Source organism: Arthrobacter sp. DualSoilB13 (assembly GCF_055389195.1).
Genome location: NZ_AP035865.1, coordinates 1,523,859 through 1,550,149 on the forward strand (window position 1 = coordinate 1,523,859; position 26,291 = coordinate 1,550,149).

Sequence of the window (26,291 nt, forward strand, 5' to 3'; positions counted from 1 at the left end):
AGCCAGCGTGTCCACACAGGAGGATGTCCGTGCCCAGATCTGTTGCAGCCCACCGCCAGGCAGTGGTGGAACTGCTGACCGGTGTCCTAGCCGACAAAGGGCACCTCCGCATGCCATTACTGGAGGCACTGGGTAGGGCGCTCGCCGTCGACGTCCACGCGCCACTGTCACTGCCCCCGTTCGCCAACTCCCAAATGGACGGATTCGCCGTCCGCTCAGCAGATATCCCCGACGGCGGTGCGGAGCTCCGGGTAGCGGAGCCGGTTCCGGCAGGTGCCGCGCCGGCAGCTCTCAAGCCCGGCTTTGCCGCCCCCATCATGACCGGAGCCGTGATCCCCGAGGGGGCCGACGCCGTCGTGCCCATTGAAAAGGCCACGCCGAACACTTTCCCGGACCCTGCAGCGGGCGAGGCTACCGTGGTCCTGCCTTCAGTCGCCTCCGGCACCTACGTCCGGGACAGCGGCAGCGACATCGGCAAGGGTGCGCTGGCGTTGGCCGCCAGTACGCGGATGGGGCCTGCACAATTGGGCTTGCTGGCCGCCCTGGGCCTGACAACCGTTCAGGTCCGCCAACCCTGCCGTGTCCTCCTGGTCACCACCGGAGATGAGGTAGTGGAGCCGGGGTCCGAACTCACAGCAGGCAAGATCTTCGATTCCAACGGGACACTGCTCGAAGCGTCCATGCGACAGGCCGGCCTGGACGTGGTCCGCACCGGGATTTCCGAAGACGATCCCTCCAAACTGCTGGCGGTCCTTCGTCGTCATACCGGGCCGGCGGAGGACCGGGTAGATCTCATCGTCACCACCGGGGGAGTGAGCAAGGGCGCCTACGAGGTAGTCCGGCAAGCCATGGCGAACCAGCCGGTGGAATTCCAGCCGGTCGCCATGCAGCCAGGCGGACCGCAAGGATTGGGCACCTTTGAGGGCGTGCCCTTCCTGGGCTTTCCGGGGAACCCGGTCAGTTGCCTGGTCTCCTTCGAAATGTTTCTCCGGCCCGCCCTTTCGCAGGTACAGGGAACCCCTGCCCCGAGGCCGGTGGTCAGGGCACGCCTGAGCGAATCGCTGACCTCCCCGGAAGGAAAACACCAGGTTCGCCGCGGAACCATGGGCACCGATGGCACGGTCCGGATGGAAGGTGGCGCAGGTTCCCACCTGGTCCATGCCCTGGCCCGGGCAAACGCCCTGGTGCAGATCCCCGGCGACGTCACGGAACTCGCCGAAGGGGACGAAGTGGAAGTATGGATGCTGTGAACCACACTCCCGAAAATTCCGGTGGCCTGACCCACCTCAGGCAGGACGGCACCGCGCAGATGGTGGACGTCTCCCAAAAAGCCGTCACTACTCGTGTTGCGACTGCCACGGCCACTGTCCGCAGCACGCCCGCGGTGCTGGCCCTGCTGGGTGCCGGCGAGCTGCCCAAGGGCGATGCCCTCGCCGTGGCGCGCGTCGCAGGGATCATGGCGGCAAAGAAGACCCCCGATCTGATTCCGTTGTGCCATCCATTGCCGATCTCCAAGGTCACCGTGGACTTTGAGCTGGACACCGACTCGATTGGCATCCTGGCAACGGTCAAGACCAAAGGCGTGACCGGCGTCGAAATGGAAGCCCTGACGGCGGCCTCGGTGGCGGCCTTGAGCGTCTACGACATGATCAAGGCCGTGGACAAGCATGCAGTGCTGACCGATATACGGGTCTTGGCCAAGAGCGGCGGAAAAAGCGGGGACTGGGACGTCTCTGGAGTATCAACGCCACGTGAGGCCGGCGCGTGAGTGCGTGCGAGCCGAACACGCTGCGGAAAGCCGGCATCGTGATCGCGTCAACCCGCGCGGCCGCTGGAGTCTACGCCGATGAGACAGGTCCGATCATCCTCGATTGGCTCACCGAACACGGTTTCGATGCTTTCCCTACCATGGTGGTGCCGGACGGTGAGCCAGTTGGCGCTGCCCTAAGGGCTCTCCTGACCCAGGATCCAGCCGTAGTGATCACCAGCGGCGGCACGGGCCTTAGCCCGGATGACCGCACACCGGAAATGACGCTGCCGCTGCTTGAGCGCGAGATTCCGGGCATCATGGAAGGCATTCGCCGCGCCGGCGCTGCCAAAACCCCCATGGCCATGCTCAGCCGTGGCCACGCCGGAACAGTAGGGAAGACGTTTATCATCAACCTGCCTGGATCCCCGAAAGGCGTCATGGACGGCTTGGCTGTCCTGGACCCTGTGATCGGGCACCTTTGTGAACAGTTGGAAGGAAATCATGGGCACTGAAACAAACTTTGAAGTGGTCAGCGCCGTTCTCAGCGCCGAGCCGATTTCCGTGGACCAAGCCATCAAGGCGGTCGAATCGGATACCGCGGGAGCCGTTGTCAGCTTCAGTGGCGTCGTCCGAAACCACGACAGCGGCAAGGCTGTGGACCGGCTGAGCTACAGCGCGCATCCCACAGCCCACCAGGTGATGTCAGAGGTCGTGGCGCAGCTGGTGGCAGAGCACTCCGGAGAAGCTGCACAACCGGTTCGGATCTGGGCTGCCCACAGGATCGGCATGTTGGAGATCGGGGACCCCGCGCTGGTATGTGCGGTGGCTGCTGCCCACCGCGGCCAGGCGTTCGCTGTGTGTGCCGAGCTTGTGGACCGGGTCAAGGAGCAGGTCCCCATTTGGAAGGAACAGTTCTTCACTGATGGCACTGTGGAATGGGTCGGGGCAGGGGAGTAGGCCCGAGTCACGGTTCCTCCCGGGCTCCGACCCGGCGGTAGGGTTAACGGCATGACCGAACAACTTGCTGTTGCAGTGCTGGGTGCCCACGGGCGTATGGGAATGGAAGCCGTCAAGGCTGTTGAGGCAGCCGGAGACATGAAGCTGGTGGCCGCTTTGGGCCGCGGCGATTCCTTGGAGAAACTGCTCGACGCCGGTGCACAGTATGTTGTTGACCTCACCGTTCCGGACACCACGGAGGCCAACGTCCGGTTCGCCGTAGAGCACGGCATCCACGCAGTTGTGGGTACCACCGGCTGGGACGCCCGCCGGCTCGATTCCTTGCGAAGCCTCTTGGAGCAAAAGCCGGACACCGGTGTTCTGATCGCCCCGAACTTCGCCCTGGGATCTGTGCTCGCCACCGCTTTCGCGGCCAAGGCTTCGCAATACTTCGAGTCCGTGGAAATTATCGAACTGCACCACCCCAACAAGGTGGACGCCCCATCCGGAACGGCAGTGCGCACGGCGCAGCTGATAGCTGAAGCGCGCCAGGAAGCCGGCGTCGCGGCGAGCCCTGACGCCACGGAAACATCACTGGACGGTGCAAGAGGCTGCGACGTGGACGGGGTTCGAGTCCACAGCGTGCGCCTGCGCGGTTTGGTTGCTCACCAGGAAGTGCTTTTCGGTGGTCCCGGTGAGCAGCTGACGTTGCGCCACGACTCCTTCGACCGAGCCTCCTTCATGCCCGGAGTCCTTCTGGGGCTTCGTAAAGTTGCAGCCAACCCCGGCCTTACCGTGGGCTTGGATGGCTACCTGGACTTGGGTCTCTAAAGCCATGGGTAATTTCTGGACGTCCCTGAAGAAGAACCGCACCAAAATCTGGGTAGGTGCCATCACCTTACTGTTGGTCCTATACCTGGTGGTTTCGGTGCAACGCTCCTTCCTGTTGCTCGGTGACCCCAATCTGGTTGCCAAGGGAATCGGGGCCGCTTACTTGGTCCTGCCGGTTGTTGGCGCGTGGGCACTCATCCGCGAGCTGCTTTTCGGTGCACGCACCGAGCAGATGGCCAAGGTCCTGGAAGCCGAGGGCGGTTTGCCCGTTGATGACCTTCCGCGCACCCCGGGCGGGCGCATTGTCCGAGCGGCCGCTGACGCAGAGTTTGAGAAGTACCGCGCCGAAGCAGAAGCCGCACCCGAGGACTGGCGGTCCTGGTTCCGATTGAGCTGCGCGTACGATGCCTCCGGGGACCGCAAACGTGCCCGCGCGTCCATGCGCGATGCCGTGAAACTCTTCCGCTCTCAGCCCACTGCCGCAGGCCGGTGACTGCCAAGGCGTGATGCGGTGTGGGCTACCCATTCCAATGGTCCGCGGTGCTGCAGCACCGCGAAACAAACGCCAATCGCAACGGCAGTGAGGGCTTGGGCCCAGTACATCCCTTCGTCCGTCCACCCCGAAGGCAAAGGCTGGTTGGTGAAGGCGGACACCACCCAGACGTGGGCAGAGTAGAGGCTCAGGGTCATGGCACCCGGCCCGCTCAGCAGGACCAGGAAATTGATCCTGATCCGCTCCGCCAACGTGCCAAGCAGCAGGAACAACCCCACTACGGCCGCAGCAACGCCGCCGCTGTGCAGCAGGTCCAAGGTGGTCCCGGCATGCGGGGCTGCCGTTGCCAGCCACCACCAGGAGCCGGTCTGTTCCAAGCCGGTAACGTTCACCTGAAGCATGCTTTCCAAGGGATAGCCCCTGGTGACAGGGAGGGCTGACAAGGCAGTGCGGCCACCCCATGCCTCCATGGCCAGGATCCCGACGACTTTCGCCACGCCGGCCACCGCGATCCCGCACGTCACCAGCAGCAATTGGATCCTCGCGGTGGTCAGCGCCAAACGGCCTATCACCAGTCCGATCAACAAGTAGGAGATCCACTGGAACACAGGGTAATAGCCGGTGAAAAAGAGGTCGGCGAGGAGGCGTGCAGGAGTCCCGAAATCCTCCCAATTGGGGTTATGGCCCAACGTCAGGGGAGGTGCGGCGTCCAGCAGCAGCGGCCGGACCAGAAACGCAAGCAGCGGAGAGAAAAAGACCCAGCCGAGGGCCCAGAAGCAAAGTGCCTTGAGTCGGAGGCCCAGAAACGGCAGGATGCACAGGAAAAGGACGGCGTAGTGAACCAGGATCACTGCGACGTTGACGTCAAGGCCTCCCAACATCAGGCCGACGACGGCAATCACCAAGGCGCGCATGGCAACTCCTCGCCGGGCAGCCCACAATTCCGTGCCGCTGCGGGGCTCCTGTTTGCCCGTACTGAGCGCCAGCCCGATGCCGGCGAGGACTGCGAACAGCGCCGCCGACCTGCCTGAGAACACCAATCCCACAAAGGTCGGTTCCCACTGCGGGGACGGTCCGAACGTGGGCATCAAGTGCGTGGCCATCATTCCCAGCAAAGCCGCGCCTCTTGCGGCATCGATTCCCGAGAGCCGAGAGGAGACCGTGCGTTTGCCGGGGGCATTTCGCGGAGGCGCCGTCTCTTGCGAAGTCATTCAGCGATCGTCTCATAATCAACCGCGCGCTGGCGGTAGAGTTCCATGCCATGGAATCTGTGAACGCCCAGTGGGCCGGAGCTTTCGAGGTCGTTCACGACTCCGATGGATGGCAGCAGTTCAGACGCCTTGATTCGGCGCTGTTCATGCCCCCAGCCACGAATGGGCTGGAGGAGCGTGCCAGGATGTGCGCCGGAATCCACGCGACGTGGACGGCAACGTCGGGGCATGTGGTGATTGAAGCCGAAGGTCCGGAGGACGGATCTCCCTTCGACGTCCTGGTAAATGGAGTTCTCCGGCATCGGGTCCCTGGGGCTGGACGTGTCAGTCATGACCTTGACCTTGATAATATGCCGCCTCACTCCAGAGTTCAGGTGTGGCTGCCGCACTATGGTTTCCTGAGGGTGCTGGAGGTTTCCCTGAAAGGTCAGGACGTGAAGGTTGCCGCGGAAACGGGTAGGAGGTGGATCGCCTACGGAAGTTCCATCACCCAATGCCGGACGGCAAATGGTCCCTCCGAGGCGTGGCCGGCGTTGGTGGCCAGGGAACTCGGCTGGCGATTGCAGTCCTTGGGCTTCGGGGGCGAATGTCAGCTGGACCCCGCGGTCGAGAGCACGATCTCGCAACTTCCGGCAGATATCATTTCCCTGTGCCTGGGCATCAACAGTTACAACGTCGCCGCCTTCTCGGGAAGGACGTTCGCAAGCCAGGTCCTGGGGTTTGTCAGCAATGTTCGTCGGGCACACCCTGGCGTGCCCATTGCGGTCATTTCTCCTGTGTTGTCGGTTCCCCGGGAAAATGTGCCCAACTCTGCAGGCTGGACGCTGGCTGACTACAGGAAAGCAGTAGCCGACGTCGTCCGGACGGTCCGAGAACGCGGGGATGCAAACGTTCACCTGCTCGACGGTGCCAGCGTCTTCGCGATGGAGGAAGCCGTTGCTTTGATGCCCGATACGTTGCATCCCAACAACGAGGGCTACCGGCTGATGGCTGAGCGGCTGGGGCCGCGCCTGGCCGCAGTAGCCACCGGCTGAGCCGTTTTGCTGGAGTGAGTGCTCACCAAACGCACGTCACTGTTGGGGTTTGTGGCCACAACTGTAAAACGAAGCTCTTGTGTTCGAATATATGTTCGAATAATATGGCTGCATGAACGATGCTCCCAAGCCGCCAGAAGGTATTCAAGGACCCATGAAAGCGATGAGCCCCGGGGTCGTCGATTTCCTGTTCAGGCAGCTCGTGGCCGGCGAGCCTCCGGAAGACACCCAGTGGCGGCGTGAAGGTACTGTCCTGGCTGAGCAGCAACCGGGGGCCGAGCTCGCCCGACGCCTGTCCGAGACGGATTTGGCTTCACTGACGCCCCTGGAACTCTTCGAGTACGTTCGCGCCTCGCAGCGCCTGGTGGCTTGGGCGGAGCAACTTAAGGAGCGGGCCGTTGCTCGGTATTGCGCAGAAGAGCCAACGCGGGCGCCTAAGCCAGCATGACTGGAAGGTGCCACTCGCGGCGGCGCGGGAGTCGCACCTGCACGGAAGCTCTCATGCCGCGGTTGGAGCCCCCGCGCCTCGATCACTACAGGTAGCCGCGCACTACAGGTAGCCGCGGTTATTGAGGACCATCGCGGTTAATGGGGACCATTAGGCGGGATCCATTCTTCCAACAAGCCCGTCACAGGGTAACGTTTTTCATATGTCTGACTTGCGCGCTAACGTTCCCGCCCTTGGTACCCTGCTGACCGCCATGGTCACCCCGTTCACTGAGGACGGCAAGGTGGATTATGACCAAGCCGCGGCACTGGCGGAAAAGCTTGTTCAGGATGGTTGCGATGGACTCGTGGTCACCGGCACCACTGGAGAAACCTCAACCCTGACAGACGACGAGAATCTCGGCATGTTCCGGGCGGTCAAAGAGGCCGTTGGCGGCAAGGCTGCCATCATTGCCGGCACCGGCACTAACGACACCGCCCACTCGGTGCACCTCTCGCAGCGTGCGGCTGAACTGGGCGTTGATGGTCTCCTGATCGTCACCCCGTACTACAACAAGCCCAGCCAGGCGGGCGTTCGCGCACACTTTGAGACGATTGCCTCTGCCACTGACCTGCCTGTTATGCTCTACGACATTCCGGGCCGTTCCTCCATTGCGATCGCTCCGGAGACCATGATCGCGCTGGCGAAGCACCAGAACATTGTGGCCGTCAAGGACGCCAAGGCCGACTTCGCCGCCGCGACACGCGTCATGGCTGAGACGGACCTGCTCTTCTACTCCGGCGATGACGGATTGACGCTGCAGTGGATGGCCCTCGGAGCCGTCGGCCTGGTGGGCGTTACCACGCATGTAGCCACGCGCCGCTTCCGTGAGCTGATCGACGCCGTCAACGCCAACGACCTCGCCAAGGCCAGGGCCATTAATTTTGAACTGGAACCCGTCATACGTGCAACCATGACGCGGGTCCAAGGCGCAGTAGCCGCCAAACAGATTCTCAAGTGGCAGGGAGTCCTGCCCAACTCGGTTGTCCGTTTGCCCCTCGTGGAGCCGGACGTGGCCGAGATCGACATCATCCGCGGGGATTTGGCGGAAGCCGGAATGGACTTCGACGTCCAGGACGGTTCCGCCGGAAAGTAGCAAAACATGACCCAAACCGCCCTTCCCGGACTGGTTACTCCGCCCAAACTGCCCAAAGGCACGCTACGGATTGTCCCGCTCGGTGGACTGGGAGAGATTGGCCGCAACATGGCGGTCTTCGAAATCGATGGCAAATTGCTGATCGTTGACTGCGGTGTGCTCTTCCCCGAGGAGACCCAGCCGGGCGTCGACTTGATCCTTCCTGACTTCTCGTACATCGAAGACCGGCTGCAGGACGTGGTGGGCGTTGTGCTGACTCACGGCCACGAGGACCATATTGGCGCGGTTCCCTACCTCCTGCGCCTCAAAGCCGATATCCCGCTGATCGGATCCCAGCTGACTCTTGCGTTGGTGGAAGCCAAGCTTCAGGAACACCGGATCAAGCCGTACACGCTGACCGTCACTGAAGGGCAGGTGGAACAGTTCGGCCCGTTCGAGTGCGAGTTCGTTGCAGTCAACCACTCCATTCCGGACGCTTTGGCAGTTTTCATCCGCACCGAGGGCGGCACTGTGCTTCACACAGGCGACTTCAAGATGGATCAATTGCCGCTGGATGGCCGTATCACCGATCTTCGGCACTTCGCGCGCCTTGGTGAAGAGGGCGTGGACCTCTTCATGGCAGACTCCACTAACGCGGACGTGCCGGGCTTCACCACTGCCGAGAAGGAAATCGGCCCCACGCTGGACCGGCTGTTCGGCCAGGCCAAGAAGCGCATCATCGTGGCTTCGTTCTCGTCCCACGTTCACCGTGTCCAGCAAGTTCTGGATGCGGCCGCCAAACATGGCCGCAAAGTGGCCTTCGTTGGCCGTTCAATGGTCCGCAACATGGCTATCGCCGCCAAACTCGGGTATCTCGATGTCCCGCAAGGCATCCTGGTGGACATCAAGAACATCGACACCATGCCGGATGACCGCGTGGTCCTCATGTCCACAGGCTCGCAGGGTGAGCCGATGGCAGCGCTTTCCCGCATGGCCAACGGTGACCACCGTGTGATTGTTGGCAAGGGCGATACCGTCATCCTTGCCTCCAGTCTCATCCCGGGCAATGAGAACGCCGTGTTCCGTATCATCAACGGCCTCCTGAAACTCGGCGCCGATGTGATCCACAAGGGCACAGCCAAAGTTCACGTATCCGGGCATGCTGCCGCTGGGGAACTGCTCTACTGCTACAACATCCTTGAGCCCCTCAATGCGATGCCCGTCCACGGTGAAACACGCCATTTGATTGCCAACGGCAACATTGCTGCCGAGTCCGGAGTTCCTTCGGACAGCATCATTCTGAGCGACAACGGCACGGTGATTGACCTCAAGGACCACATGGCGAACATCGTCGGCCAAGTAGAGGTCGGGTTCGTCTACGTGGACGGCTCCAGCGTGGGCGAAATCACCGACGCCGATCTCAAGGACCGACGAGTCCTGGGGGACGAGGGCTTCATTTCCATCATCACGGTCATCAGCCGCACTACTGGCAAGATCGTGTCCGGCCCTGAGATTCACGCCCGCGGGGTGGCCGAGGATGACTCAGTGTTCGACGAGATCATTCCCAAGATCAACGCCGCGCTCGAAGAAGCTGTGCTTAACCACGCAGATCACACCAACCATCAGTTGCAGCAGGTGGTCCGCAGGATCATCGGTACGTGGGTCAACCGGAAGCTTCGCCGCCGCCCCATGATTATCCCGGTAATCCTGGAAGCGTAGCCAGCCAGCAACATGAATGCCAAGGGGGCCTGAAATCCGCGGATTTCAGGCCCCCTTGGGGTAGCGTGGCACTTATGGCGACCCGTACTACCTCCACGCCACGAGGCAGCTCCAGCAGCAAACCCGGCGGCACAGGCCGGAGCACTGCCGCATCCAAAACCAGCGCAGCCGGCACCAAAAGCGGGCGTGGCAGCACTGCCCGCACCAAGCAAGCGGCCGCCGTCGAGCCCCAAGCGCCGCTGCCCCTGCGCATGCTGTCAGGTTTCTGGCAGGGGATCGGCCACGTTGTCGGCGCCGGGGTTCGGCGAATCGGCTATGACGTCAGCGATCTCGACCCCGCAGACCGCAGGGACGGCGCGGCACTTTTCAATTTGGTGTTGGGCATCACCATCGCCACCTTTGCGTGGTGGGGTCTGACCGGCTGGCTTCCGGACATGGTCTACAGCGTCGTCAACGGCACCTTTGGATGGATGTCCCTCCTTCTGCCCTTGATGTTGTTCGTCTGTGCTTTCCGCCTCTTCCGCAAGCCCCAGGACGGACGCGGCAATAACCGTGTGGGCATCGGCTTCATGATCATGACGCTGGCAGGCTCCGGTTTGGCCCATGTCATTGGCGGCTTGCCCACTGTTGCAGACGGTTTCGACGGCTTGCGCAAAGCCGGCGGAATGCTGGGTTTCCTCGCAGCGGCTCCTTTGGCTGCAATCCATGTGGCTGTACCGATTGTTCTCTTCGGATTGCTGGCGTTTGTCTCCCTGTTGATCGTCACAGCCACGCCGTTTGGTGCCATCCCATCCCGCATCCGGGGCGCCTACGAGCACCTCATGGGCGTCGACCTCATGGACGGCTCCGGTAAGGACGCCCACGACCGCAGCTACCTCTATGAAAATGAGACTGTCACCAAGCCCAAAAAGAAGAAGCGCATGCGCTTCTTCGGCAAGGACGAGGAAACTGACACCAGCTTGGAAGGCTACGTCGGGGACGAGGCGTTCGAGCACGCCATAGTGGACGACGACGAAGATCCGGAGACGTCTGCGCCGCGGGTTCCGCCGGGCGTGCGTCGTCCAACACAGGCGGAGATCGCCGTCGGGAAGATCAAGGCTGCCCAAGGCTTGGGGGCCAACCCTGGAATAGAGAACCCCACCGAAGCCATTCCGATTCTTACTCCGGAGATGCCTGTACCCGCGTCTCCGGTTGCGCAGGTGCCGGCCAAGCCTGCAGGAGCACCCCTTCCGCAGACGCCCATCCCACAACGCACCGAGCAACTGTCCTTGGCCGGCGACGTCACTTACACCTTGCCGGCCTCGGACTACCTGACACCAGGCTCCATCCCGAAGGAACGCACGGAAGCCAACGACGCCGTCGTCGCCGCCCTGACGGATACCCTCACGCAGTTCAACGTGGAGGCTGCGGTGACCGGCTTCAGCCGTGGTCCCACGGTGACCCGCTATGAGATCGAGCTGTCACCTGGTACCAAGGTGGAGCGCGTCACCGCTTTGTCAAAGAACATTTCCTATGCCGTGGCGTCCAGCGACGTACGAATTTTGAGCCCTATCCCCGGCAAGTCAGCCATCGGCATCGAGATCCCCAACACGGACCGCGAAACGGTGTCCCTGGGCGACGTCCTGCGCAGCCAGAACGCCCGCCGCACGGACCACCCCATGGTGATGGGTGTGGGCAAGGACGTCGAGGGCGGCTACGTCGTGGCCAACCTCGCCAAGATGCCCCACCTGTTGGTGGCCGGTGCCACGGGCGCCGGTAAATCCAGTTTCGTCAACTCCATGATCACTTCCATCCTGATGCGTGCAACGCCGGATGAGGTCCGCATGGTCATGGTGGATCCCAAGCGCGTGGAACTCACGGCCTACGAAGGCGTCCCGCACCTGATCACGCCCATCATCACCAATCCCAAAAAAGCTGCCGAGGCACTGCAGTGGGTTGTTCGCGAGATGGACGCCCGCTACGACGACCTCGCCAACTACGGTTATAAGCACATTGACGACTTCAATAAGGCGGTCAGGGCAGGCAAAGTAGTGCCTCCTGTGGACTCCAAGCGCATCATCAAGCCTTACCCCTATCTGCTGGTGATCGTGGACGAGCTCGCCGACCTCATGATGGTGGCCCCACGCGACGTCGAAGACTCAATTGTCCGCATCACCCAACTGGCCCGTGCGGCCGGCATCCACTTGGTGCTCGCAACCCAGCGACCCTCCGTCGATGTCGTGACCGGCTTGATCAAAGCCAATGTGCCGTCCCGAATGGCCTTCGCGACGTCGTCCGTCACAGACTCCCGCGTGGTCCTGGACCAGCCGGGCGCCGAGAAGCTCATTGGCCAAGGTGACGCGCTGTTCCTGCCGATGGGTGCATCCAAGGCAATGCGTGTCCAGGGTGCCTGGGTGACCGAATCAGAGATTCATAAAGTGGTGGAACACGTCAAGGGGCAGCTGCAGGCTGTCTACCGCGACGACGTCGCCGCCGAGGCACCGAAGAAGCAGATCGACGACGACATCGGAGATGATCTCGAGGTCCTGCTTCAGGCAACGGAACTTGTGGTGACCACGCAGTTCGGTTCAACGTCCATGCTCCAGCGGAAGCTTCGTGTGGGCTTTGCCAAGGCCGGCCGCCTCATGGACCTCCTGGAATCCCGCGGGGTGGTGGGCCCGTCCGAGGGCTCCAAGGCGCGCGACGTCCTGGTAAAGCCTGACGACCTCGCTGCCGTTCTTGCCGCGATGAAGGGTCAGGAGTCACCCGCTGCGCCGGACGCCCACACAGCGGCACTGAGCGATAACGCGAACTCGAACATCGCCGTCGGCGGTTATGCCGAAGACCTTGTTCAGGCGGACCTGGACAACCGGACGCAGGCCATCGAATATTACGACGGCGCGGATGTCCCGAACGATGACGAAGAGGGCGGCGAGGACGCCTGGTCGCTCACTGGAAGATAGCCCTCAAGAGGGTAGCCTTGTGGGGTGACTAAAGCCGAGGGTGATAACGCGACTTCCAGCAGCTCCGATGTCTGGAACCTGCCCAACATCCTCACCATGCTCCGCATCGCACTGGTTCCGTTCTTCGTATGGTTTCTTCTGGCCGACGACGGCGAGTACGGAATCTGGCGGTGGGCGGCCGTTGTGACCTTCGCTGTTGCCATCTATACGGACAAGCTCGACGGCGACATCGCCCGGGCGCGTGGCCTGATCACTAATTTCGGCAAGATCGCCGACCCCATTGCCGACAAGCTGCTGATCGGTTCGGCGCTGGTACTCCTGTCCATCCTGGGGGACTTGCCGTGGTGGGTGACCATCCTCATCCTTGTGCGGGAGTGGGGAATTACAGCCCTTCGCTTCGTTGTTATCCGATACGGCGTGATGCCGGCTTCCCGGGGCGGCAAGCTGAAAACAGTCGTTCAAACCGTGGCCATCTTCCTCTACATCCTTCCGCTGAAGGCGATCGCACCGTGGCTGGGTGACGTCGCCTTCTGGGTCATGATGGTGGCTCTCGCCATCACGCTGTGGACCGGAGCGGAATATGTGGTCCAGGCACTGAAGCTGCGGGCAGCCGGACGGCGCGCATGATGCCCCCTGAAGGCGTATCCGCAGCCGCCCAGGCCTCCACGGCTGCCGTTGCCATAGCAATCGGGAACAAACTTACCGTGGCTACGGCTGAGTCTCTGACAGCCGGAATGGTTGCCGCCACGCTGGCCAATACTCCGGGCGCGTCCGGGATGCTGCAAGGCGGGGTGGTTGCCTACCAAAACTCGGTGAAGGCCGGTGTCCTGGGTGTTTCGCAGGAACTGCTTGTAGCGGTGGGCTCCGTTGACGGGCAAGTGGCCGAAGCAATGGCCGACGGCGTCCGGCGGGTCTGCGGGGCCGACCTCGGAATTTCCTCCACGGGTGTGGCGGGACCTGATCCGCACGATGGCAAAGCAGTAGGCACCGTGTTCATCGGCATTGCCGGAGAATCCGGTACCGAGTCGTTTGAATATAGTTTTTCGGGGGACAGGCATTCCATCAGGGAACAGGCCTGTGAGGCCGCGTTGGCGCGTCTGCTTGCTGCGCTGAGTGACGTTGGTTACCGTTCGTAAAGTAGTCGGGAACAAAAACTGATTGCCAATAGTTGTGTCATTGTGTCGCTTCGGAAGAGCCGGGGCGCCTAGGATGTAAAAACCAACCCGGTCCGCCAGCCAGCGAACCGGATGACTGAGGGAGCAAGGCGATACAGATGGTAAAGCAGCCCGTATCCGTGAACGGCGTTGTCCGCTGGAAGGATGTGGGCTTGGCTGATCAGACACAGAGCGAACAGAAGGAGCGCAAAATGGTTGTACTACGCCACGAGATCGGTGATGTACTGCGCGATGTCCGCCAGCGTCAGGGCCGCACCCTCCGCGAGGTTTCGCACAGCGCCCGCGTTTCACTCGGTTACTTGAGTGAAGTTGAACGCGGCCAAAAGGAGGCTTCTTCCGAGCTCCTGTCTTCTATCTGCACAGCCCTGGATGTTCCGTTGTCCCACATGCTTCGCGAAGTCAGCGATCGCGTGGCCGTCGCAGAAGGTGTCGCAGTTCCGGACACTGTTCCGCAGGAATTCTCCCAGCGTTACGGACGCGATCTGGACCTCACGGACGACTTCCCGCAGGGAATGCTCTCCGGAGCCCGGTAAACGTTCCGTCAGAAATATGGAAAAGGTCCCCAGCCTCAGGCTGGGGACCTTTTTCGTTGAGATCGCGGGATGTGCTTGAACGAGCGAACTGCTACGCGGCCCCGGTTTTGTCCTCGACGTCGAGTCCTGGTTCCTTTACATTGAGGGCGCCATCGCCGTAAATGGCGTTGAGGCGGCCCATGTAGTCAGCCAATATCTGGACATCCTCCAACGGCCATTCGCCGAGTCGTTCACGGAATACCTGCCTCCGCGCATCCTGAACCTGGTGCATCTTCTCTTCGCCCTTGTCCGTCAGCCGGATGGATTGGGCCCTACCGTCCTGGGGGTCGGCCTCCTTATAGACGAGCCCGATGCTCTCAAGGAACGCGATCTGACGGCTCACGGAAGGCTTGCCAACCCCAATGCAGGTAGCAAGGTCCGTGAGCCGGATGGGACCCTCCCTGCGGATGATGGTCAGGAGGCCGTAGGCGGCAGGCTCCATGTCCGGATGGACCTGGCGTGACAACTGGTGGGAGATCGAACGTGCGCGGCGCCAGAGCAGGCTCAGCTGGTGTTCCACCTGCTGGAGGGCGTCGTCCACGGAATCGCCTGGCACGGCCGGGCCGGGCGTGCTCTGGAGAGGATTGCTCATGGCAACCATTCTAGAGTCCAGCGACATGAGAGACTCTATCCGTGAGGGCTAGTGACTTTTGGCGATTGATGGACGACGAATTCGGGGCAGGCTACTCCCGGGTCTTGGCCGGTTCCCTGGTGCTCGCCGGTGTGGGTGGGCGGACCGCCGTCGAGGCCTTGGCCTCCGGATATCACCCTCGCGAGGTGTGGTTGGCGGTCTGCGAAGTTCAGGACGTTCCTCCCGAACGACGGCTTGGCAAGGACATCAAACCGGCTTCCACCTAAGCTCCGGCACGTGCCGGCAACCGCCTGGGTTGGGACACGCCGAGGCTTTGTTCGAATATCTGTTCGGATGGGGATATGCTCCTGTGAGAGGAAAATAGATCCCGAAGGACGCGTTCCAAAACATCCGGCAGACCCGGTTTATCCACATAGCCATTGCCGGCTGGTAAGAATGTCAGGGCACCGTAATAGCGTCTGACATGACAGGAAAGCGGCCTTTCAGGCCACTCCACAGCGAGAAAGCATCAGAGGTGTGAACCATGGCGGCAGCCCCGGATCGTGAGAAGGCGCTCGAAGCAGCGCTTGCCCAGATCGACAAGCAGTTCGGTAAAGGCTCTATCATGCGTCTGGGTGATGACACCCGGGCACCGATTGAGGTCATCCCCACCGGCTCCATTGCGTTGGATGTCGCCCTTGGCATTGGTGGCCTGCCCCGAGGCCGCGTCGTGGAAATCTACGGCCCGGAATCCTCGGGTAAGACCACCGTGGCACTTCACGCCGTAGCCAATGCACAGCGCGCAGGCGGCATCGCTGCCTTCATCGACGCCGAGCACGCCCTTGATCCGGACTACGCTGCCAAGTTGGGCGTGGACACGGATGCACTCCTGGTCTCACAGCCGGATACCGGCGAGCAAGCCCTCGAAATCATGGACATGCTGGTGGGGTCCGGCTCGCTGGACATCGTGGTCATCGACTCCGTGGCCGCCTTGGTACCTCGTGCTGAAATCGAAGGCGAAATGGGCGACTCCCACGTTGGCCTCCAGGCCAGGCTCATGAGCCAGGCGCTTCGTAAGATCACCGGTCGCTTGAGCCAGACCAAGACCACCGCCATCTTCATTAACCAGTTGCGTGAAAAGATCGGCGTGTTCTTTGGTTCCCCGGAGACCACAACGGGTGGTAAGGCTCTGAAGTTCTACGCGTCAGTTCGAATCGACGTTCGCCGCATCCAAACCCTGAAGGAAGGTGCGGACTCCGTCGGTAACCGCACCAAGGCAAAGATCGTCAAGAACAAGATGGCTCCGCCCTTCAAGATCGCCGAGTTCGACATCATCTACGGTCAGGGCATCTCCCGCGAAGGCGGCATCATTGACATGGGTGTGGAGCACGGCATCATCAAGAAGTCCGGCTCCTGGTTCACTTATGACGGCGATCAGCTGGGTCAGGGCATGGAGAACTCGCGTCGCTTCCTGCGCGACAATCCGGAACTCGCTCAGGAACTGGAGCGCCTGATCAAGGAAAAGCTCGGCGTTGGTATGGCCAAGGCTGAAGAGGAATCCCCGAAGCTGAAGGCCGTTGACGGCTAGGAGAGGGCCGGATCCGGATTCGTCCGTAGCGGCCGATCCTGAGCCTGACCCCGAATCCGTGGCGCGTGCCATCGTCCTGCGACAGCTGACGATGGCGCCGCGGAGCCGGCTGCAGTTGTCCCGGAAGCTTGCGGAGCGGAATGTTCCCGATGACGTGGCTGAGGCAGTCTTGGACCGCTTCGAAGAAGTTCAGCTGATCGATGATGCTGAGTTCGCCAGGATGTGGGTCCGTAGCCGCTCGCAAAGCAAAAAGCTTGCAAAGGGCGCCATCCGTCGCGAACTGGCAGACAAAGGCATAGAGCTTGATGCGGCCGAAGAAGCCTTATCCCAGCTCAGCGATCAGGATGAGGAATCGGCTGCTCGGGAGCTGGTCCAGCGCAAGCTACGGCCCAGCATGGATCTGACCGATCGGGCAGAGCGGGACAAGTACACGCGCAGGCTGGCGTCGATGCTGGCCCGCAAAGGTTACGCCCCCTCCATGGCATTCAGGATCGTCGGTGAGGTTCTGGCGGAAGCCGGTACCCTTGAGTAGTGAGTTTGACCATTCCCTCCCCATCAGCTGCCAACCCTCCCTCTGTTGATCCCCGGACTGCTGCAGAACCCCGGCCGGCTGCAGAGCCCCGGACTTATCAGGTTCGGACTTTCGGCTGCCAAATGAACGTCCATGATTCAGAGCGCATGGCGGGACTTCTCGAAGAAGCCGGGTATGTGCCTGCTGAGGGCGACGTAGCGGACGTCGTGGTCTTCAACACATGTGCTGTCCGTGAGAATGCAGACAACAAACTCTATGGAAACCTCGGCCAGCTGCGGCAGGTCAAGGAGGCGAACCCGTCCATGCAGATTGCCGTTGGCGGCTGTCTGGCCCAGAAGGATCGCGAGACCATCGTCAAGAAGGCGCCGTGGGTTGACGCCGTGTTCGGGACACACAACGTGGGGGCGCTTCCGGCCCTGTTGAACCGCGCCCGGCACAACAATGAGGCGCAACTGGAGATCCTCGAATCCTTGGATGTGTTCCCGTCAACGCTCCCCACCAAGCGTGACTCCGTGTACGCGGGCTGGGTTTCGATCTCCGTGGGATGCAACAACACGTGCACGTTCTGCATTGTGCCTTCGCTTCGTGGCAAAGAGAAAGACCGGCGCCCCGGCGAAATTCTGGCAGAAATCCAGGCGCTGGTGGATGACGGTGCAGTTGAGGTCACTTTGCTCGGCCAGAACGTTAATTCCTACGGTGTGGAATTCGGTGACCGTCAGGCCTTCTCCAAACTCCTGCGTGCCTGCGGTGAGATTGAAGGGCTGGAACGCGTTCGTTTCACCAGCCCGCACCCCGCAGCTTTCACCGACGATGTCATTGATGCCATGGCTGAGACACCCAACGCCATGCCCCAGTTGCATATGCCGCTGCAATCCGGCTCGGACAAGGTGCTCAAGGACATGCGCCGTTCTTACCGTTCCAGCAAGTTCCTCGGAATCCTGGACAAAGTGCGCGAACGCATTCCCCACGCAGCCATCACCACGGACATCATTGTTGGTTTCCCCGGTGAAACCGAGGAAGATTTCCAAGCCACCCTGGATGTTGTGGAGAAGTCCCGGTTTGCCTCCGCCTTTACGTTCCAGTACTCAAAGCGGCCAGGGACGCCGGCTGCTGACCTCCCTGAGCAGCTTCCCAAAGCGGTGGTGCAGGAACGCTACGAACGCCTCACAGCGTTGCAGGACCGTATTGCCGCAGAGGAGAACGCCAAGCAGTTGGGTCGTCAGGTGGAGGTCCTGGTCACCGCGCAATCAGGACGCAAGGCAGGCGAAACACACCGCCTGTCCGGTCGATCCAAGGACCAAAGGCTGGTGCACTTCTCTGTACCGGCCGGTGCCGAGACCCCGCGCCCGGGCGACTTTGTCACAGTCACCATCACCGAGGCCGCTGCTTTCCACCTAGTGGCTGATCCGGCAAGTCCGGAGGATTACATCTTGCGCCGCTCCCGTGCAGGCTACGCCTGGGATCGTTCTCAGGCTGATTCCTGTGGCGTTCCTGCCGCAGGAGCGGCGTCAGGCAAGGCAGGTGTGTCCTTGGGCATGCCGTCGCTGCCTGTTCGGCGCGCGTAGGGCGGACCAGAAGTTCGAATGTCGCTCTCCAGCCATGAACTTCCTCAGCCGGTCATTGCAGTTGTTGGTCCCACGGGTTCAGGGAAGTCGGACCTGGGCGTTAACTTGGCCCTGGCCTTGAACGGGGAAGTCATCAATGCCGACGCTTTGCAGTTTTACCGTGGCATGGATATCGGAACCGCCAAGATCACCATGGAGGAACGCAGGGGTGTGCCTCACCACTTGCTTGACACCATGGACGTCACAGAGGAAGCCAGCGTGGCGGACTTCCAAATCGAATGCCGCGCTGCCATCACTGACATTCACTCGCGGGGGAAGCGCGCCATCCTGGTGGGCGGTTCCGGCCTGTATGTACGCGCCGCCCTGGACGTCCTGGAATTCCCGGGCACGGATCCCGAGCTCCGCAGGCATCTGGAAGAGGAGTACGAAACGCAGGGGCTTGCGCCGTTGCGTGCCCGGCTTGAGGAAGTTGATCCCGTGTCGGCGGCCCGCCTTGGCGATGCCAGGCGAGTAATCCGTGCCTTGGAGGTGCACGGTCTCACTGGGCGCCCCTTTAGTTCATTCATGCCGCAGCGCGAGTACTTCCAGCCGGCTCTCCAGATCGGGCTGGAGGTTGATCGGGAGCAACTGCGGCATCGTCTGGCACTGAGGGTGCACCGGATGGTGGAGGGAGGCCTCCGGCAGGAAGTTGAACGGCTCGAGGCAATCGGCTTGCGGAAAGGCAAGACGGCTTCGCGAGCTTTGGGTTATTCCCAATTCCTGAAGGTTCTGGACGGGGAGCTGAGCACGGATGCTGCCGCCGAAGAAACCATCGTGGCTACCCGGCAGTTTGCGCGGCGCCAGCTGACGTGGTTCAGGGGAGATCCACGCATCACGTGGCTCGACTGGCAGGACCAGGAGCTCGTGGAGAAGGCAGTCGAGGCAGTCCTGGCGGCCGGATATTAGGGCCACGCAATTTCTGGGCGAACGCGCGTGGCGGGTAGCCTAGGTCCATGGATGAAACCGCCGCAATTCCCGCCCGGCAGCCCGCAGATGCGGATGCTCCGGTGACACTTTCCAGCCTCACCGGTTTGACGTTTTCAAAGGGCCACGGAACAGGCAACGACTTTGTCCTGATTGCCGATCCTGGCGACGCGCATGAGATCACCGCCGAGCACGTGGCGCAGTTGTGCGACCGTCATGTGGGCATCGGCGGCGATGGCCTCATCCGAGCGGTGCCTTCCCGCTTTCTGCCCGAAGGCCGCGTCGCCCTGGAAGAGGATCCGGACGCTGAGTGGTTCATGGATTACCGCAACGGTGATGGGTCGCTCTCCGAAATGTGTGGCAATGGCGTGCGCGTCTTCGTTCATTTCCTGATCGCGGAGGGTTTGGTGGACCTGGGGCCCGGTCAGACCCTCACTATCGGCACCCGCGGCGGCGTAAAAAAAGTTGTACGCACGGTCAACGGCTATGCCGTGGATATGGGCCCGTGGGAGTTCATTTTCCCCGAGGAAGCCACCAGCAAGGCCATGGATGCACTGGTCAGCGCCGAGGGCCTGGAAGTGCCAAGGCCCGGACTCTCCGTCAGCATGGGCAATCCCCACACGGTAGTTGCCCTTGCGGAACTTAGCGAGCTTTCAGCCACACAACTGTTCAAGGCGCCCGTGGTTGATCCCAAGCCCGCCAATGGAACCAACGTCGAGTTTGTGGTCCCCGCTGAGCCGTTGGTAGAAGACGGTATAGGGACCATCACCATGCGCGTTCACGAGCGTGGCGTGGGGGAGACACAGTCCTGCGGCACCGGCGCGTGTGCCGCCGCGGTCGCTATCCGTCACTGGGCGGGGGATACGGCCCCGAACGACTGGCACGTCAAGGTGCCGGGCGGCGTCGTGGGTGTGAAGTTCTTCCCCGGTGCAGGCGGCCGTGAGCATGTGGAACTCAGCGGCCCGGCCGTGATTGTGGCTACTGGGACGCTTTCCTGACCCGGATGATCCTGAACGTTTTGGACGTGCTTTCACGGGAGACCGTGTAAGAACTGTCCAGTTCGGCGGCGAGCCACCGCTGGAGGGAGTCCGAGCCCAGGTTCTTCTGCACAACCAACCAGGCGTTGCCTCCCGGCGCCAGCCGGGGCAGCCACGTCAGCAGCAGCGAGTGAAGCTCGTCCTTGCCGATGCGGATGGGCGGGTTGGACCAGATGGTGTCGAATTCGACGGCGGGATCCACCTCGTGCGGGAGGCTGGCGGTGACGTTGCCGAGGCCGAGCGCCGCGGCGTTCTCATTGGTCAAAGTGATGCAACGCTCGTTGACGTCAACGGCGTGCACGTGAGCATGTGGCGCCATCAGGCCCAACGTGAGCGCAATCGGACCCCAGCCGCAGCCAATGTCCAGAAGGTGACCCGTGGGTGACGGCGGTGGAACTTCGGAGAAAAGTACTGCCGTGCCTTTGTCCACGCCGTCGGGGCTGAAGATACCCGACGAGGTCTGCAGCCGGCGCGTGGCTCCAGCAAGTTCCACGGTTAGTGGCTTGCGCGTGAATGGTCCGGCCGGTTGGGCGGTGAAATAGTGTGCAGACTCCATAATTTGCCAGATTAGTTGGCTAATGGCGGCTTGGGAAACCGCATCCGTCCGTCGTTGGCTTGACAGCGGCTGCTAAAGTGAAACGCATGTTCTTGATCTTTGAGTAATCAGCCCACAACGCCAAGTCATCAGGCGTTCATGGTACCGCCCGCGACGCAGGCCCGGTTCGGCATTTTGCCCATGCCGGCCTTTCCGCCCGGCAGGTCCTTAAGGCTTTGTCCGTTTGCTCCTCATGTGGGGCCGGACACTCTGAAGATCCCCGCTCGTTTGTGCAGTGGACCGTGGTGTAACGCGGCCCTGTGTTGCAGCCGGCGGAACATCCTCACCTCGGCCCAAGGACCCTCCTGCGGATTCCATCACGCCACTTTTACAACAGCCGCCCTCCGCAAGAGGGGTGGCCGTTCAGGACACAGGAGGCCCTTTTGGCCGATGCCCGTCAGCCCAGCGCGAATAGCGCCCCATCGAGCAGCAAACAGCACTATTCTGGAATTGCCGAACAGTCTAAGGAGACCATGACCACCCAGAAGCACTCCGGATCCGATTCCGACGCCCAGGACATGAGTCCTGAACAAATCCAGGCCGTGATCGACCGGATTCTTTCCAAGGATGTACCTGCGCAGGCATCCGACGACAACGACGCCAACGGTGTGTTCGGCAAGGCGCAGGCGATTTCCACACTGGACCAGGAACACAGTATTTATGACGGCGACCAGGAAGACCTGGCCGAACGCCGCGCCCTTCGGCGTACCGCGGGACTGTCCACCGAACTCGAGGACGTCACAGAGGTCGAATACCGGCAGCTGCGCCTGGAGCGCGTTGTCCTGGCCGGCCTGTGGACGGAGGGGACTCTTGCTGATGCGGAGAACTCCCTCCGTGAGCTCGCCGCCCTTGCCGAAACGGCTGGATCCGAGGTGCTGGACGGTATTGTTCAGCGCCGGCAGAAGCCGGACCCCGGGACCTTCCTCGGATCCGGCAAGGCCCAGGAGCTCAAGGACATCGTCGCCGCCACCGGCGCAGACACCGTAGTAGTGGACACGGAGCTTGCCCCGTCACAGCGACGCGGCCTTGAGGACATCGTGAAGGTCAAGGTAGTCGACCGGACCACACTGATCCTGGACATCTTCGCCCAGCACGCCAAGAGCCGCGAAGGCAAGGCCCAGGTTGAGCTCGCACAGCTCGAATACCTGCTCCCGAGGCTTCGTGGTTGGGGTGACTCCATGTCCCGTCAGGCCGGTGGCCAGGTGGGTGGAGCAGGCGCCGGCATGGGCTCGCGCGGTCCTGGTGAAACCAAGATCGAACTCGATAGGCGGCGAATCCGCACCCGCATGGCCAAGCTGCGTCGCGAAATAGCCGCGATGAAGCCGGCGCGCGAAACTAAGCGCGCCAACCGCCGTCGTAATGCTGTTCCGTCCGTCGCCATCGCCGGGTACACGAACGCCGGCAAGTCGTCCCTCCTGAACCGCCTCACGGACGCCGGTGTCCTGGTGGAGAACGCCCTGTTCGCCACCTTGGATCCCACGGTCCGCAAGGCGCAAACTCCGGATGGCATCGGCTACACCCTGGCAGATACCGTTGGGTTCGTTCGTTCATTGCCCACCCAGCTGATTGAGGCTTTCCGGTCTACATTGGAGGAAGTGGCGGACGCAGACCTGATCCTCCATGTGGTGGATGCATCACACCCCGATCCTGAGGGCCAGATCGCTGCTGTAAGGACCGTTTTCACCGAAGTGGATGCCCGTAAGGTTCCTGAAATCATCGTCCTCAACAAGGTCGATGTCGCGGATCCTTTTGTGGTGGAGCGCCTCAAGCAGAAGGAACCCCGCCACGCAGTGGTGTCCACCCGTACGGGCCAGGGCATTGCCGAACTGTTGGAAGACATCAGCCGATCCATTCCCCGGCCGGGCGTGCGCCTTGAACTGCTCATTCCCTACGACCGCGGGGAAATGATCAACAAACTGCACAATTCCGACTCGGAAATCCTCAGCCTTGAGCACGAGGAGAACGGGACCCGCGTAGTGGTCATGGTGCGCGAAGGCCTGGCCGCCGAACTGGAGTCATTCGTCAGCAATGGTTGAGAAGGTGGCGGCGGACGCCGTCAAGTCGGTGGGGGAGAAAGCCACCCTCGAGTTGTTGGACCGGGCTGTTGCCGGCATGGGCGGACAAAGCCGTGCGGGTCAGCATGAAATGGCCAAGCATGTGACCCGGGCTATTGAAACCGGGGAGCATTTGCTGGTTCAAGCGGGAACGGGAACGGGCAAGTCTTTGGCTTACCTTATTCCGTTGATCGCTCACTCCATGGACAGCAACAAACCGACGCTGGTGTCCACCGCCACCCTGGCACTCCAGACCCAGATTGTCGGCCGTGATCTTCCCCGGCTGCTGGAGACCATCAACCCTGCCCTTGAGCGCCCCGTCAACGTGGCGTTGGTCAAGGGCAGGGCCAATTATGTATGCCTGCAGAAGCTTGAAGGCGGGTTCCCCAGCGAGGAGCCCTCCGAAGGGCAGCTGTTCTCCCTGGGGGAGGACACCAGCGTCCCTCACTTTGCTGCCTCCATGGGTGGACCCCAATCGCAGCTGGGCAAGGAAGTGGTCCGCCTCAGGGAATGGGCGGAGAAGACCACTACCGGAGACCGCGACGAACTCATGCCCGGCGTCACCGACAGGGCTTGGCGGCAGGTTTCCGTCACGTCCATGGAGTGCCTGGGTGCCCAGAAGTGCCCCGTGGCAGAAGAGTGCTTCAGTGAGCTGGCCCGTTCAAGGGCTGGTGAGGCCGACGTCGTAGTCACCAACCATGCCATGTTGGCCGTCAGCGCCTTTGAAGGCCTGGCTGTCTTGCCCGAGTACGACGTCGTGGTGGTTGATGAGGCGCACGAGCTTCAGGACCGGGTAACCGGAGCCGTTTCAGGACAGTTATCCGTGGCCATGGTCCACGCGGCGGCATCAAGTGCCCGCAAGCATACGGCCATCACCGTGGACGCCCTCAACGCAGCTGCGGACAGCTTGGATATGGCCATAGCTGGCGTACCCAACGGTCTGTTGCCCAACGGCCTCAACGACGAACAGCTGGATTGCCTTGACCAATTGCGGGACGCCACGCGCGCCGCGCTCTCGGACTCGAAGACGGATTCTTCAAACGCGGTCGACGGCGGACGGCAGCTTGCGCGCTCACGGCTCATGCTCATCCTGGAACTGTGCGAGCGGATGCTCGCCGCGAAGGAGAACCGCGAAGTGGTCTGGTTCTCGCGGAACAGCACGTTCGACCCCCAGCAGGGATATTCTCCGCCGGACGAGACAGCTCCTGCATTGATTAATATTGCCCCGCTCAGTGTGGCAGGGCGGCTTCGAGAGGGGCTCTTTGCCGGCCATACTGTGGTGCTGACCTCTGCGACCCTGGCCATCGGCTCGGCCTTCGAGCCCGCCGCGGGTGGTCTTGGCCTGATTGGAGACGGCGCGCCGAGCTGGACGGGCATTGATGTGGGATCGCCCTTCGACTATCCCAAACAGGGTGTTCTATACGTGGCAAAGCACCTGCCCAAACCGGGCCGCGGTACTTCGCCGGAGGCGCTGGACGAATTGGAAGACCTCATCCGGGCGTCCGGGGGCGGAGCGCTTTGCCTGTTCTCCTCGCGGCGTGCTGCCGAAGAAGCCGCCGATGCCATGCGGCTCCGGCTGGATGTGGACATTCTCTGTCAGGGAGAATCCACCATGGCGGCCCTGGTGAAGCAATTCGCGGACGAGCCAGATACGTGCCTCTTCGGAACCATGTCCCTGTGGCAGGGGGTAGACGTTCCGGGTGGCTCATGCCGACTGGTGGTTATTGACCGCATTCCCTTCCCACGTCCTGACGATCCCCTGATGACTGCCCGTTCCCGGGCGGTTGCCCAATCGGGCGGGAACGGTTTCATGGCCGTGTCAGCCACGCACGCTGCCATTCGGCTGGCGCAGGGCGCTGGCCGACTGATCCGCTCGACGGGAGACAAAGGGGTGGTCGCGGTACTCGACTCCAGGCTTTCGACCGAGCGCTACGGGGGCTTTCTACGTGCCGCCCTGCCGCCGTTCTGGGCCACCACGGACCGGTCGGTGGTTCGAGGCGTTCTGGAACGTCTGGGCTCGGCTAAAGCCCCGTAATGCACAGCTTCCCGTGAACACCTGCCGGTGTCCACGGGAAGCTGCGTTTAAAGGGCGTGAGCGCTTAAAGAGAGCGCAGTACCGAGACGACCTTGCCCATGATGGTGGCCTGATCTCCGAGGATGGGCTCGTACTGGGTGTTTTGGGGGAGCAGCCACGTGTGACCGTCCCGCTGCCGGAAAGTCTTCACGGTTGCTTCATCATCCAGCAGGGCGGCAACGATGTCGCCGTTGATGGCATCATTCTGTCGCCGGACCACCACCCAGTCGCCGTCACAGATAGCAGCATCGATCATGGAATCGCCGGCCACCTTCAGCATGAACAGTTCGCCATGCCCCACGAGTTGCCGTGGGAGTGCAAGCACGTCTTCCACCGTCTGGTCAGCCAGGATCGGTCCACCTGCCGCGATGCGCCCCACCAAGGGGACCATGGCGGTATCACTGGCGCTGGCTAGCTCGGTAACGGCCAGGCCACCGGCGCTGCGAAGGGTGGTCGGAGCGTCCACACCGGGGATGGGCCCGCCATCAAGGGTTAGGGGCATCAGCACTTCCATGGCGCGGGGACGCTTGGGGTCCCGGCGGAGGTAGCCGAGCTTCTCCAATTGGGACAACTGGTGCGTGACGCTGGACAAACTGGCCAGACCCACGGTGTCGCCGATTTCGCGCATGCTGGGAGGGTAGCCGTTGTCATTGACTGACCTCTGGATGGTCTCCAGGATCTTTTTCTGCCGGACGGTCAGGCTTTTGGGACTCTTTTGAGGCTGTTGGCTCCGCAGGGGTGCCCCTCCGCCTGTGGCTTTCGCTGCCATGTTCGCCAATGCCTTTCCATTCCGCCCTGATGAGGGCCAGGGGTGTCAGGTCTGCAAAAAATGTCAGACCCTCCTGTTCCACTGAAACAGTGCTGCTTCTTCACTCAAACGTAGGGCAGGCACAGGCGTTTATCAAACATTTGTTCTAGCGAGTCTCGACACCGTTCGTTGATAAGTGCTAAAAATGTCATAGCAAGGTTCGAATATGTGTTCTATAAACCTGATGCTGAAGCTGGATGTTCGAACAAAGCGTTCGAACATCCGGGGCAGGCCCAGGGGAACACAAAGAATTGGCAGCCAGGCACCGGGCATCCCGGA

Annotated in this window: 26 protein-coding genes; 22 read left to right on the forward strand and 4 right to left on the reverse strand. The window is 61.9% G+C overall.

Going from position 1 to position 26,291, the window contains the following annotated elements; all coding sequences use genetic code 11:
- Window positions 1-23 precede the first annotated feature (23 nt).
- Genes ACZ5J0_RS07090 through ACZ5J0_RS07115 form a run of 6 tightly spaced genes read left to right on the forward strand, consistent with a single transcriptional unit; the run spans window position 24 to window position 4,010 of the window.
- Entirely contained in the window at window positions 24-1,250 is a 1,227-nt protein-coding gene (locus ACZ5J0_RS07090; protein WP_166842821.1) for a molybdopterin molybdotransferase MoeA, read from the forward strand.
- Complete coding sequence (moaC, locus tag ACZ5J0_RS07095) at window positions 1,238-1,768, forward strand: cyclic pyranopterin monophosphate synthase MoaC (RefSeq protein ID WP_142939644.1); 531 nt, start codon at window positions 1,238-1,240, stop codon at window positions 1,766-1,768. The genes ACZ5J0_RS07090 and moaC overlap by 13 nt, the downstream gene beginning before the upstream one ends.
- Window positions 1,765-2,262 carry a MogA/MoaB family molybdenum cofactor biosynthesis protein gene (locus ACZ5J0_RS07100; RefSeq protein ID WP_464094482.1) on the forward strand — a complete coding sequence of 166 codons (498 nt, stop codon included), beginning with the start codon at window positions 1,765-1,767 and terminating at the stop codon, window positions 2,260-2,262. The genes moaC and ACZ5J0_RS07100 overlap by 4 nt, the downstream gene beginning before the upstream one ends.
- Entirely contained in the window at window positions 2,252-2,707 is a 456-nt protein-coding gene (locus ACZ5J0_RS07105; RefSeq protein WP_142939642.1) for a molybdenum cofactor biosynthesis protein MoaE, read from the forward strand. The genes ACZ5J0_RS07100 and ACZ5J0_RS07105 overlap by 11 nt, the downstream gene beginning before the upstream one ends.
- Before the next feature lie 51 nt (window positions 2,708-2,758).
- Window positions 2,759-3,517 (forward strand): 4-hydroxy-tetrahydrodipicolinate reductase, encoded by a 759-nt coding sequence (dapB, locus tag ACZ5J0_RS07110; protein ID WP_464094483.1) that lies wholly within the window; start codon window positions 2,759-2,761, stop codon window positions 3,515-3,517.
- A gap of 4 nt (window positions 3,518-3,521) precedes the next feature.
- On the forward strand, window positions 3,522-4,010 hold the full coding sequence (locus ACZ5J0_RS07115) for a hypothetical protein (RefSeq protein ID WP_014921283.1): 489 nt from the start codon (window positions 3,522-3,524) through the stop codon (window positions 4,008-4,010).
- On the opposite strand, the gene ACZ5J0_RS07120 is transcribed toward ACZ5J0_RS07115, so the two are convergent.
- Window positions 3,986-5,221, reverse strand: a complete 1,236-nt coding sequence (locus ACZ5J0_RS07120; protein ID WP_464094484.1) for a heparan-alpha-glucosaminide N-acetyltransferase domain-containing protein — start codon at window positions 5,219-5,221, stop codon at window positions 3,986-3,988. The genes ACZ5J0_RS07115 and ACZ5J0_RS07120 overlap by 25 nt on opposite strands.
- Window positions 5,222-5,271: 50 nt before the next feature.
- Between ACZ5J0_RS07120 and ACZ5J0_RS07125 the strand changes: the two genes are divergently transcribed.
- The 8 genes from ACZ5J0_RS07125 (at window position 5,272) to ACZ5J0_RS07160 (ending at window position 14,186) form a co-directional block, all read left to right on the forward strand.
- Window positions 5,272-6,255 carry a GDSL-type esterase/lipase family protein gene (locus ACZ5J0_RS07125; RefSeq protein WP_223942235.1) on the forward strand — a complete coding sequence of 328 codons (984 nt, stop codon included), beginning with the start codon at window positions 5,272-5,274 and terminating at the stop codon, window positions 6,253-6,255.
- Window positions 6,256-6,367: 112 nt separating this feature from the next.
- Window positions 6,368-6,703, forward strand: a complete 336-nt coding sequence (locus tag ACZ5J0_RS07130) for a hypothetical protein (protein ID WP_166842814.1) — start codon at window positions 6,368-6,370, stop codon at window positions 6,701-6,703.
- Window positions 6,704-6,905: 202 nt separating this feature from the next.
- Window positions 6,906-7,838, forward strand: coding sequence for a 4-hydroxy-tetrahydrodipicolinate synthase (dapA, locus tag ACZ5J0_RS07135; RefSeq protein WP_142939637.1), 933 nt, complete (start codon window positions 6,906-6,908; stop codon window positions 7,836-7,838).
- Between the two features lie 6 nt (window positions 7,839-7,844).
- On the forward strand, window positions 7,845-9,536 hold the full coding sequence (locus ACZ5J0_RS07140; protein ID WP_142939636.1) for a ribonuclease J: 1,692 nt from the start codon (window positions 7,845-7,847) through the stop codon (window positions 9,534-9,536).
- A 74-nt stretch (window positions 9,537-9,610) separates the two neighbouring features.
- Complete coding sequence (locus ACZ5J0_RS07145) at window positions 9,611-12,478, forward strand: FtsK/SpoIIIE family DNA translocase (RefSeq protein ID WP_464094485.1); 2,868 nt, start codon at window positions 9,611-9,613, stop codon at window positions 12,476-12,478.
- Between the two features lie 24 nt (window positions 12,479-12,502).
- On the forward strand, window positions 12,503-13,105 hold the full coding sequence (pgsA, locus tag ACZ5J0_RS07150) for a CDP-diacylglycerol--glycerol-3-phosphate 3-phosphatidyltransferase (protein ID WP_142939634.1): 603 nt from the start codon (window positions 12,503-12,505) through the stop codon (window positions 13,103-13,105).
- Window positions 13,102-13,614 carry a CinA family protein gene (locus tag ACZ5J0_RS07155; RefSeq protein ID WP_464094486.1) on the forward strand — a complete coding sequence of 171 codons (513 nt, stop codon included), beginning with the start codon at window positions 13,102-13,104 and terminating at the stop codon, window positions 13,612-13,614. The genes pgsA and ACZ5J0_RS07155 overlap by 4 nt, the downstream gene beginning before the upstream one ends.
- A 137-nt stretch (window positions 13,615-13,751) precedes the next feature.
- Window positions 13,752-14,186 (forward strand): helix-turn-helix domain-containing protein, encoded by a 435-nt coding sequence (locus ACZ5J0_RS07160; RefSeq protein ID WP_024820363.1) that lies wholly within the window; start codon window positions 13,752-13,754, stop codon window positions 14,184-14,186.
- 91 nt (window positions 14,187-14,277) lie between these two features.
- Here ACZ5J0_RS07160 and ACZ5J0_RS07165 read toward each other — a convergent pair whose 3' ends face one another.
- Window positions 14,278-14,817, reverse strand: a complete 540-nt coding sequence (locus ACZ5J0_RS07165; RefSeq protein ID WP_374206969.1) for a MarR family winged helix-turn-helix transcriptional regulator — start codon at window positions 14,815-14,817, stop codon at window positions 14,278-14,280.
- Window positions 14,818-14,858: 41 nt separating this feature from the next.
- Here ACZ5J0_RS07165 and ACZ5J0_RS07170 point away from each other — a divergent pair, with 41 nt between their 5' ends.
- From ACZ5J0_RS07170 to dapF, 6 genes are all read left to right on the forward strand, one after another.
- Window positions 14,859-15,083 (forward strand): DUF3046 domain-containing protein, encoded by a 225-nt coding sequence (locus tag ACZ5J0_RS07170; protein ID WP_142939632.1) that lies wholly within the window; start codon window positions 14,859-14,861, stop codon window positions 15,081-15,083.
- Between the two features lie 257 nt (window positions 15,084-15,340).
- Window positions 15,341-16,384 carry a recombinase RecA gene (gene recA / locus ACZ5J0_RS07175; protein ID WP_142939631.1) on the forward strand — a complete coding sequence of 348 codons (1,044 nt, stop codon included), beginning with the start codon at window positions 15,341-15,343 and terminating at the stop codon, window positions 16,382-16,384.
- Entirely contained in the window at window positions 16,374-16,916 is a 543-nt protein-coding gene (locus ACZ5J0_RS07180; protein WP_142939630.1) for a regulatory protein RecX, read from the forward strand. Before recA ends, ACZ5J0_RS07180 begins: the two co-directional genes overlap by 11 nt.
- Complete coding sequence (gene miaB / locus ACZ5J0_RS07185; protein WP_464094487.1) at window positions 16,916-18,481, forward strand: tRNA (N6-isopentenyl adenosine(37)-C2)-methylthiotransferase MiaB; 1,566 nt, start codon at window positions 16,916-16,918, stop codon at window positions 18,479-18,481. Before ACZ5J0_RS07180 ends, miaB begins: the two co-directional genes overlap by 1 nt.
- Before the next feature lie 18 nt (window positions 18,482-18,499).
- Window positions 18,500-19,426 (forward strand): tRNA (adenosine(37)-N6)-dimethylallyltransferase MiaA, encoded by a 927-nt coding sequence (gene miaA, locus ACZ5J0_RS07190; protein WP_464094488.1) that lies wholly within the window; start codon window positions 18,500-18,502, stop codon window positions 19,424-19,426.
- Window positions 19,427-19,473: 47 nt separating this feature from the next.
- A complete protein-coding gene (dapF, locus tag ACZ5J0_RS07195; RefSeq protein ID WP_464094489.1) occupies window positions 19,474-20,442 on the forward strand; it encodes a diaminopimelate epimerase in 969 nt (322 codons plus the stop codon).
- Here dapF and ACZ5J0_RS07200 read toward each other — a convergent pair.
- Window positions 20,423-21,037 carry a class I SAM-dependent methyltransferase gene (locus tag ACZ5J0_RS07200; protein ID WP_142939626.1) on the reverse strand — a complete coding sequence of 205 codons (615 nt, stop codon included), beginning with the start codon at window positions 21,035-21,037 and terminating at the stop codon, window positions 20,423-20,425. The two genes, dapF and ACZ5J0_RS07200, sit on opposite strands and share 20 nt — an antisense overlap.
- A 512-nt stretch (window positions 21,038-21,549) precedes the next feature.
- Between ACZ5J0_RS07200 and hflX the strand changes: the two genes are divergently transcribed.
- Together hflX and ACZ5J0_RS07210 are read left to right on the forward strand one after the other, a co-directional pair.
- Window positions 21,550-23,112, forward strand: coding sequence for a GTPase HflX (hflX, locus tag ACZ5J0_RS07205; protein WP_142939625.1), 1,563 nt, complete (start codon window positions 21,550-21,552; stop codon window positions 23,110-23,112).
- Window positions 23,105-25,165 carry an ATP-dependent DNA helicase gene (locus ACZ5J0_RS07210; RefSeq protein ID WP_166842807.1) on the forward strand — a complete coding sequence of 687 codons (2,061 nt, stop codon included), beginning with the start codon at window positions 23,105-23,107 and terminating at the stop codon, window positions 25,163-25,165. Before hflX ends, ACZ5J0_RS07210 begins: the two co-directional genes overlap by 8 nt.
- Window positions 25,166-25,229: 64 nt before the next feature.
- Here ACZ5J0_RS07210 and lexA read toward each other — a convergent pair whose 3' ends face one another.
- Entirely contained in the window at window positions 25,230-25,973 is a 744-nt protein-coding gene (lexA, locus tag ACZ5J0_RS07215) for a transcriptional repressor LexA (RefSeq protein ID WP_142939623.1), read from the reverse strand.
- Window positions 25,974-26,291 lie beyond the last annotated feature (318 nt).

What these genes read in the sequence shown, in the direction of transcription:
- ACZ5J0_RS07160 (WP_024820363.1), top strand. Translation starts at nt 13,752, where the DNA reads ATGGTAAAGCAGCCCGTATCCGTGAACGGCGTTGTCCGCTGGAAGGAT.
- moaC (WP_142939644.1), top strand. Translation starts at nt 1,238, where the DNA reads ATGGATGCTGTGAACCACACTCCCGAAAATTCCGGTGGCCTGACCCAC.
- ACZ5J0_RS07140 (WP_142939636.1), top strand. Translation starts at nt 7,845, where the DNA reads ATGACCCAAACCGCCCTTCCCGGACTGGTTACTCCGCCCAAACTGCCC.
- ACZ5J0_RS07165 (WP_374206969.1), bottom strand. Translation starts at nt 14,817, where the DNA reads ATGAGCAATCCTCTCCAGAGCACGCCCGGCCCGGCCGTGCCAGGCGAT.
- ACZ5J0_RS07115 (WP_014921283.1), top strand. Translation starts at nt 3,522, where the DNA reads ATGGGTAATTTCTGGACGTCCCTGAAGAAGAACCGCACCAAAATCTGG.
- dapA (WP_142939637.1), top strand. Translation starts at nt 6,906, where the DNA reads ATGTCTGACTTGCGCGCTAACGTTCCCGCCCTTGGTACCCTGCTGACC.
- miaA (WP_464094488.1), top strand. Translation starts at nt 18,500, where the DNA reads ATGTCGCTCTCCAGCCATGAACTTCCTCAGCCGGTCATTGCAGTTGTT.
- ACZ5J0_RS07130 (WP_166842814.1), top strand. Translation starts at nt 6,368, where the DNA reads ATGAACGATGCTCCCAAGCCGCCAGAAGGTATTCAAGGACCCATGAAA.
- lexA (WP_142939623.1), bottom strand. Translation starts at nt 25,973, where the DNA reads ATGGCAGCGAAAGCCACAGGCGGAGGGGCACCCCTGCGGAGCCAACAG.
- ACZ5J0_RS07145 (WP_464094485.1), top strand. Translation starts at nt 9,611, where the DNA reads ATGGCGACCCGTACTACCTCCACGCCACGAGGCAGCTCCAGCAGCAAA.
- recA (WP_142939631.1), top strand. Translation starts at nt 15,341, where the DNA reads ATGGCGGCAGCCCCGGATCGTGAGAAGGCGCTCGAAGCAGCGCTTGCC.
- ACZ5J0_RS07120 (WP_464094484.1), bottom strand. Translation starts at nt 5,221, where the DNA reads ATGACTTCGCAAGAGACGGCGCCTCCGCGAAATGCCCCCGGCAAACGC.
- hflX (WP_142939625.1), top strand. Translation starts at nt 21,550, where the DNA reads ATGACCACCCAGAAGCACTCCGGATCCGATTCCGACGCCCAGGACATG.
- ACZ5J0_RS07125 (WP_223942235.1), top strand. Translation starts at nt 5,272, where the DNA reads ATGGAATCTGTGAACGCCCAGTGGGCCGGAGCTTTCGAGGTCGTTCAC.
- ACZ5J0_RS07105 (WP_142939642.1), top strand. Translation starts at nt 2,252, where the DNA reads ATGGGCACTGAAACAAACTTTGAAGTGGTCAGCGCCGTTCTCAGCGCC.
- ACZ5J0_RS07200 (WP_142939626.1), bottom strand. Translation starts at nt 21,037, where the DNA reads ATGGAGTCTGCACACTATTTCACCGCCCAACCGGCCGGACCATTCACG.
- ACZ5J0_RS07210 (WP_166842807.1), top strand. Translation starts at nt 23,105, where the DNA reads ATGGTTGAGAAGGTGGCGGCGGACGCCGTCAAGTCGGTGGGGGAGAAA.
- dapB (WP_464094483.1), top strand. Translation starts at nt 2,759, where the DNA reads ATGACCGAACAACTTGCTGTTGCAGTGCTGGGTGCCCACGGGCGTATG.
- dapF (WP_464094489.1), top strand. Translation starts at nt 19,474, where the DNA reads ATGGATGAAACCGCCGCAATTCCCGCCCGGCAGCCCGCAGATGCGGAT.
- ACZ5J0_RS07090 (WP_166842821.1), top strand. Translation starts at nt 24, where the DNA reads ATGTCCGTGCCCAGATCTGTTGCAGCCCACCGCCAGGCAGTGGTGGAA.
- ACZ5J0_RS07155 (WP_464094486.1), top strand. Translation starts at nt 13,102, where the DNA reads ATGATGCCCCCTGAAGGCGTATCCGCAGCCGCCCAGGCCTCCACGGCT.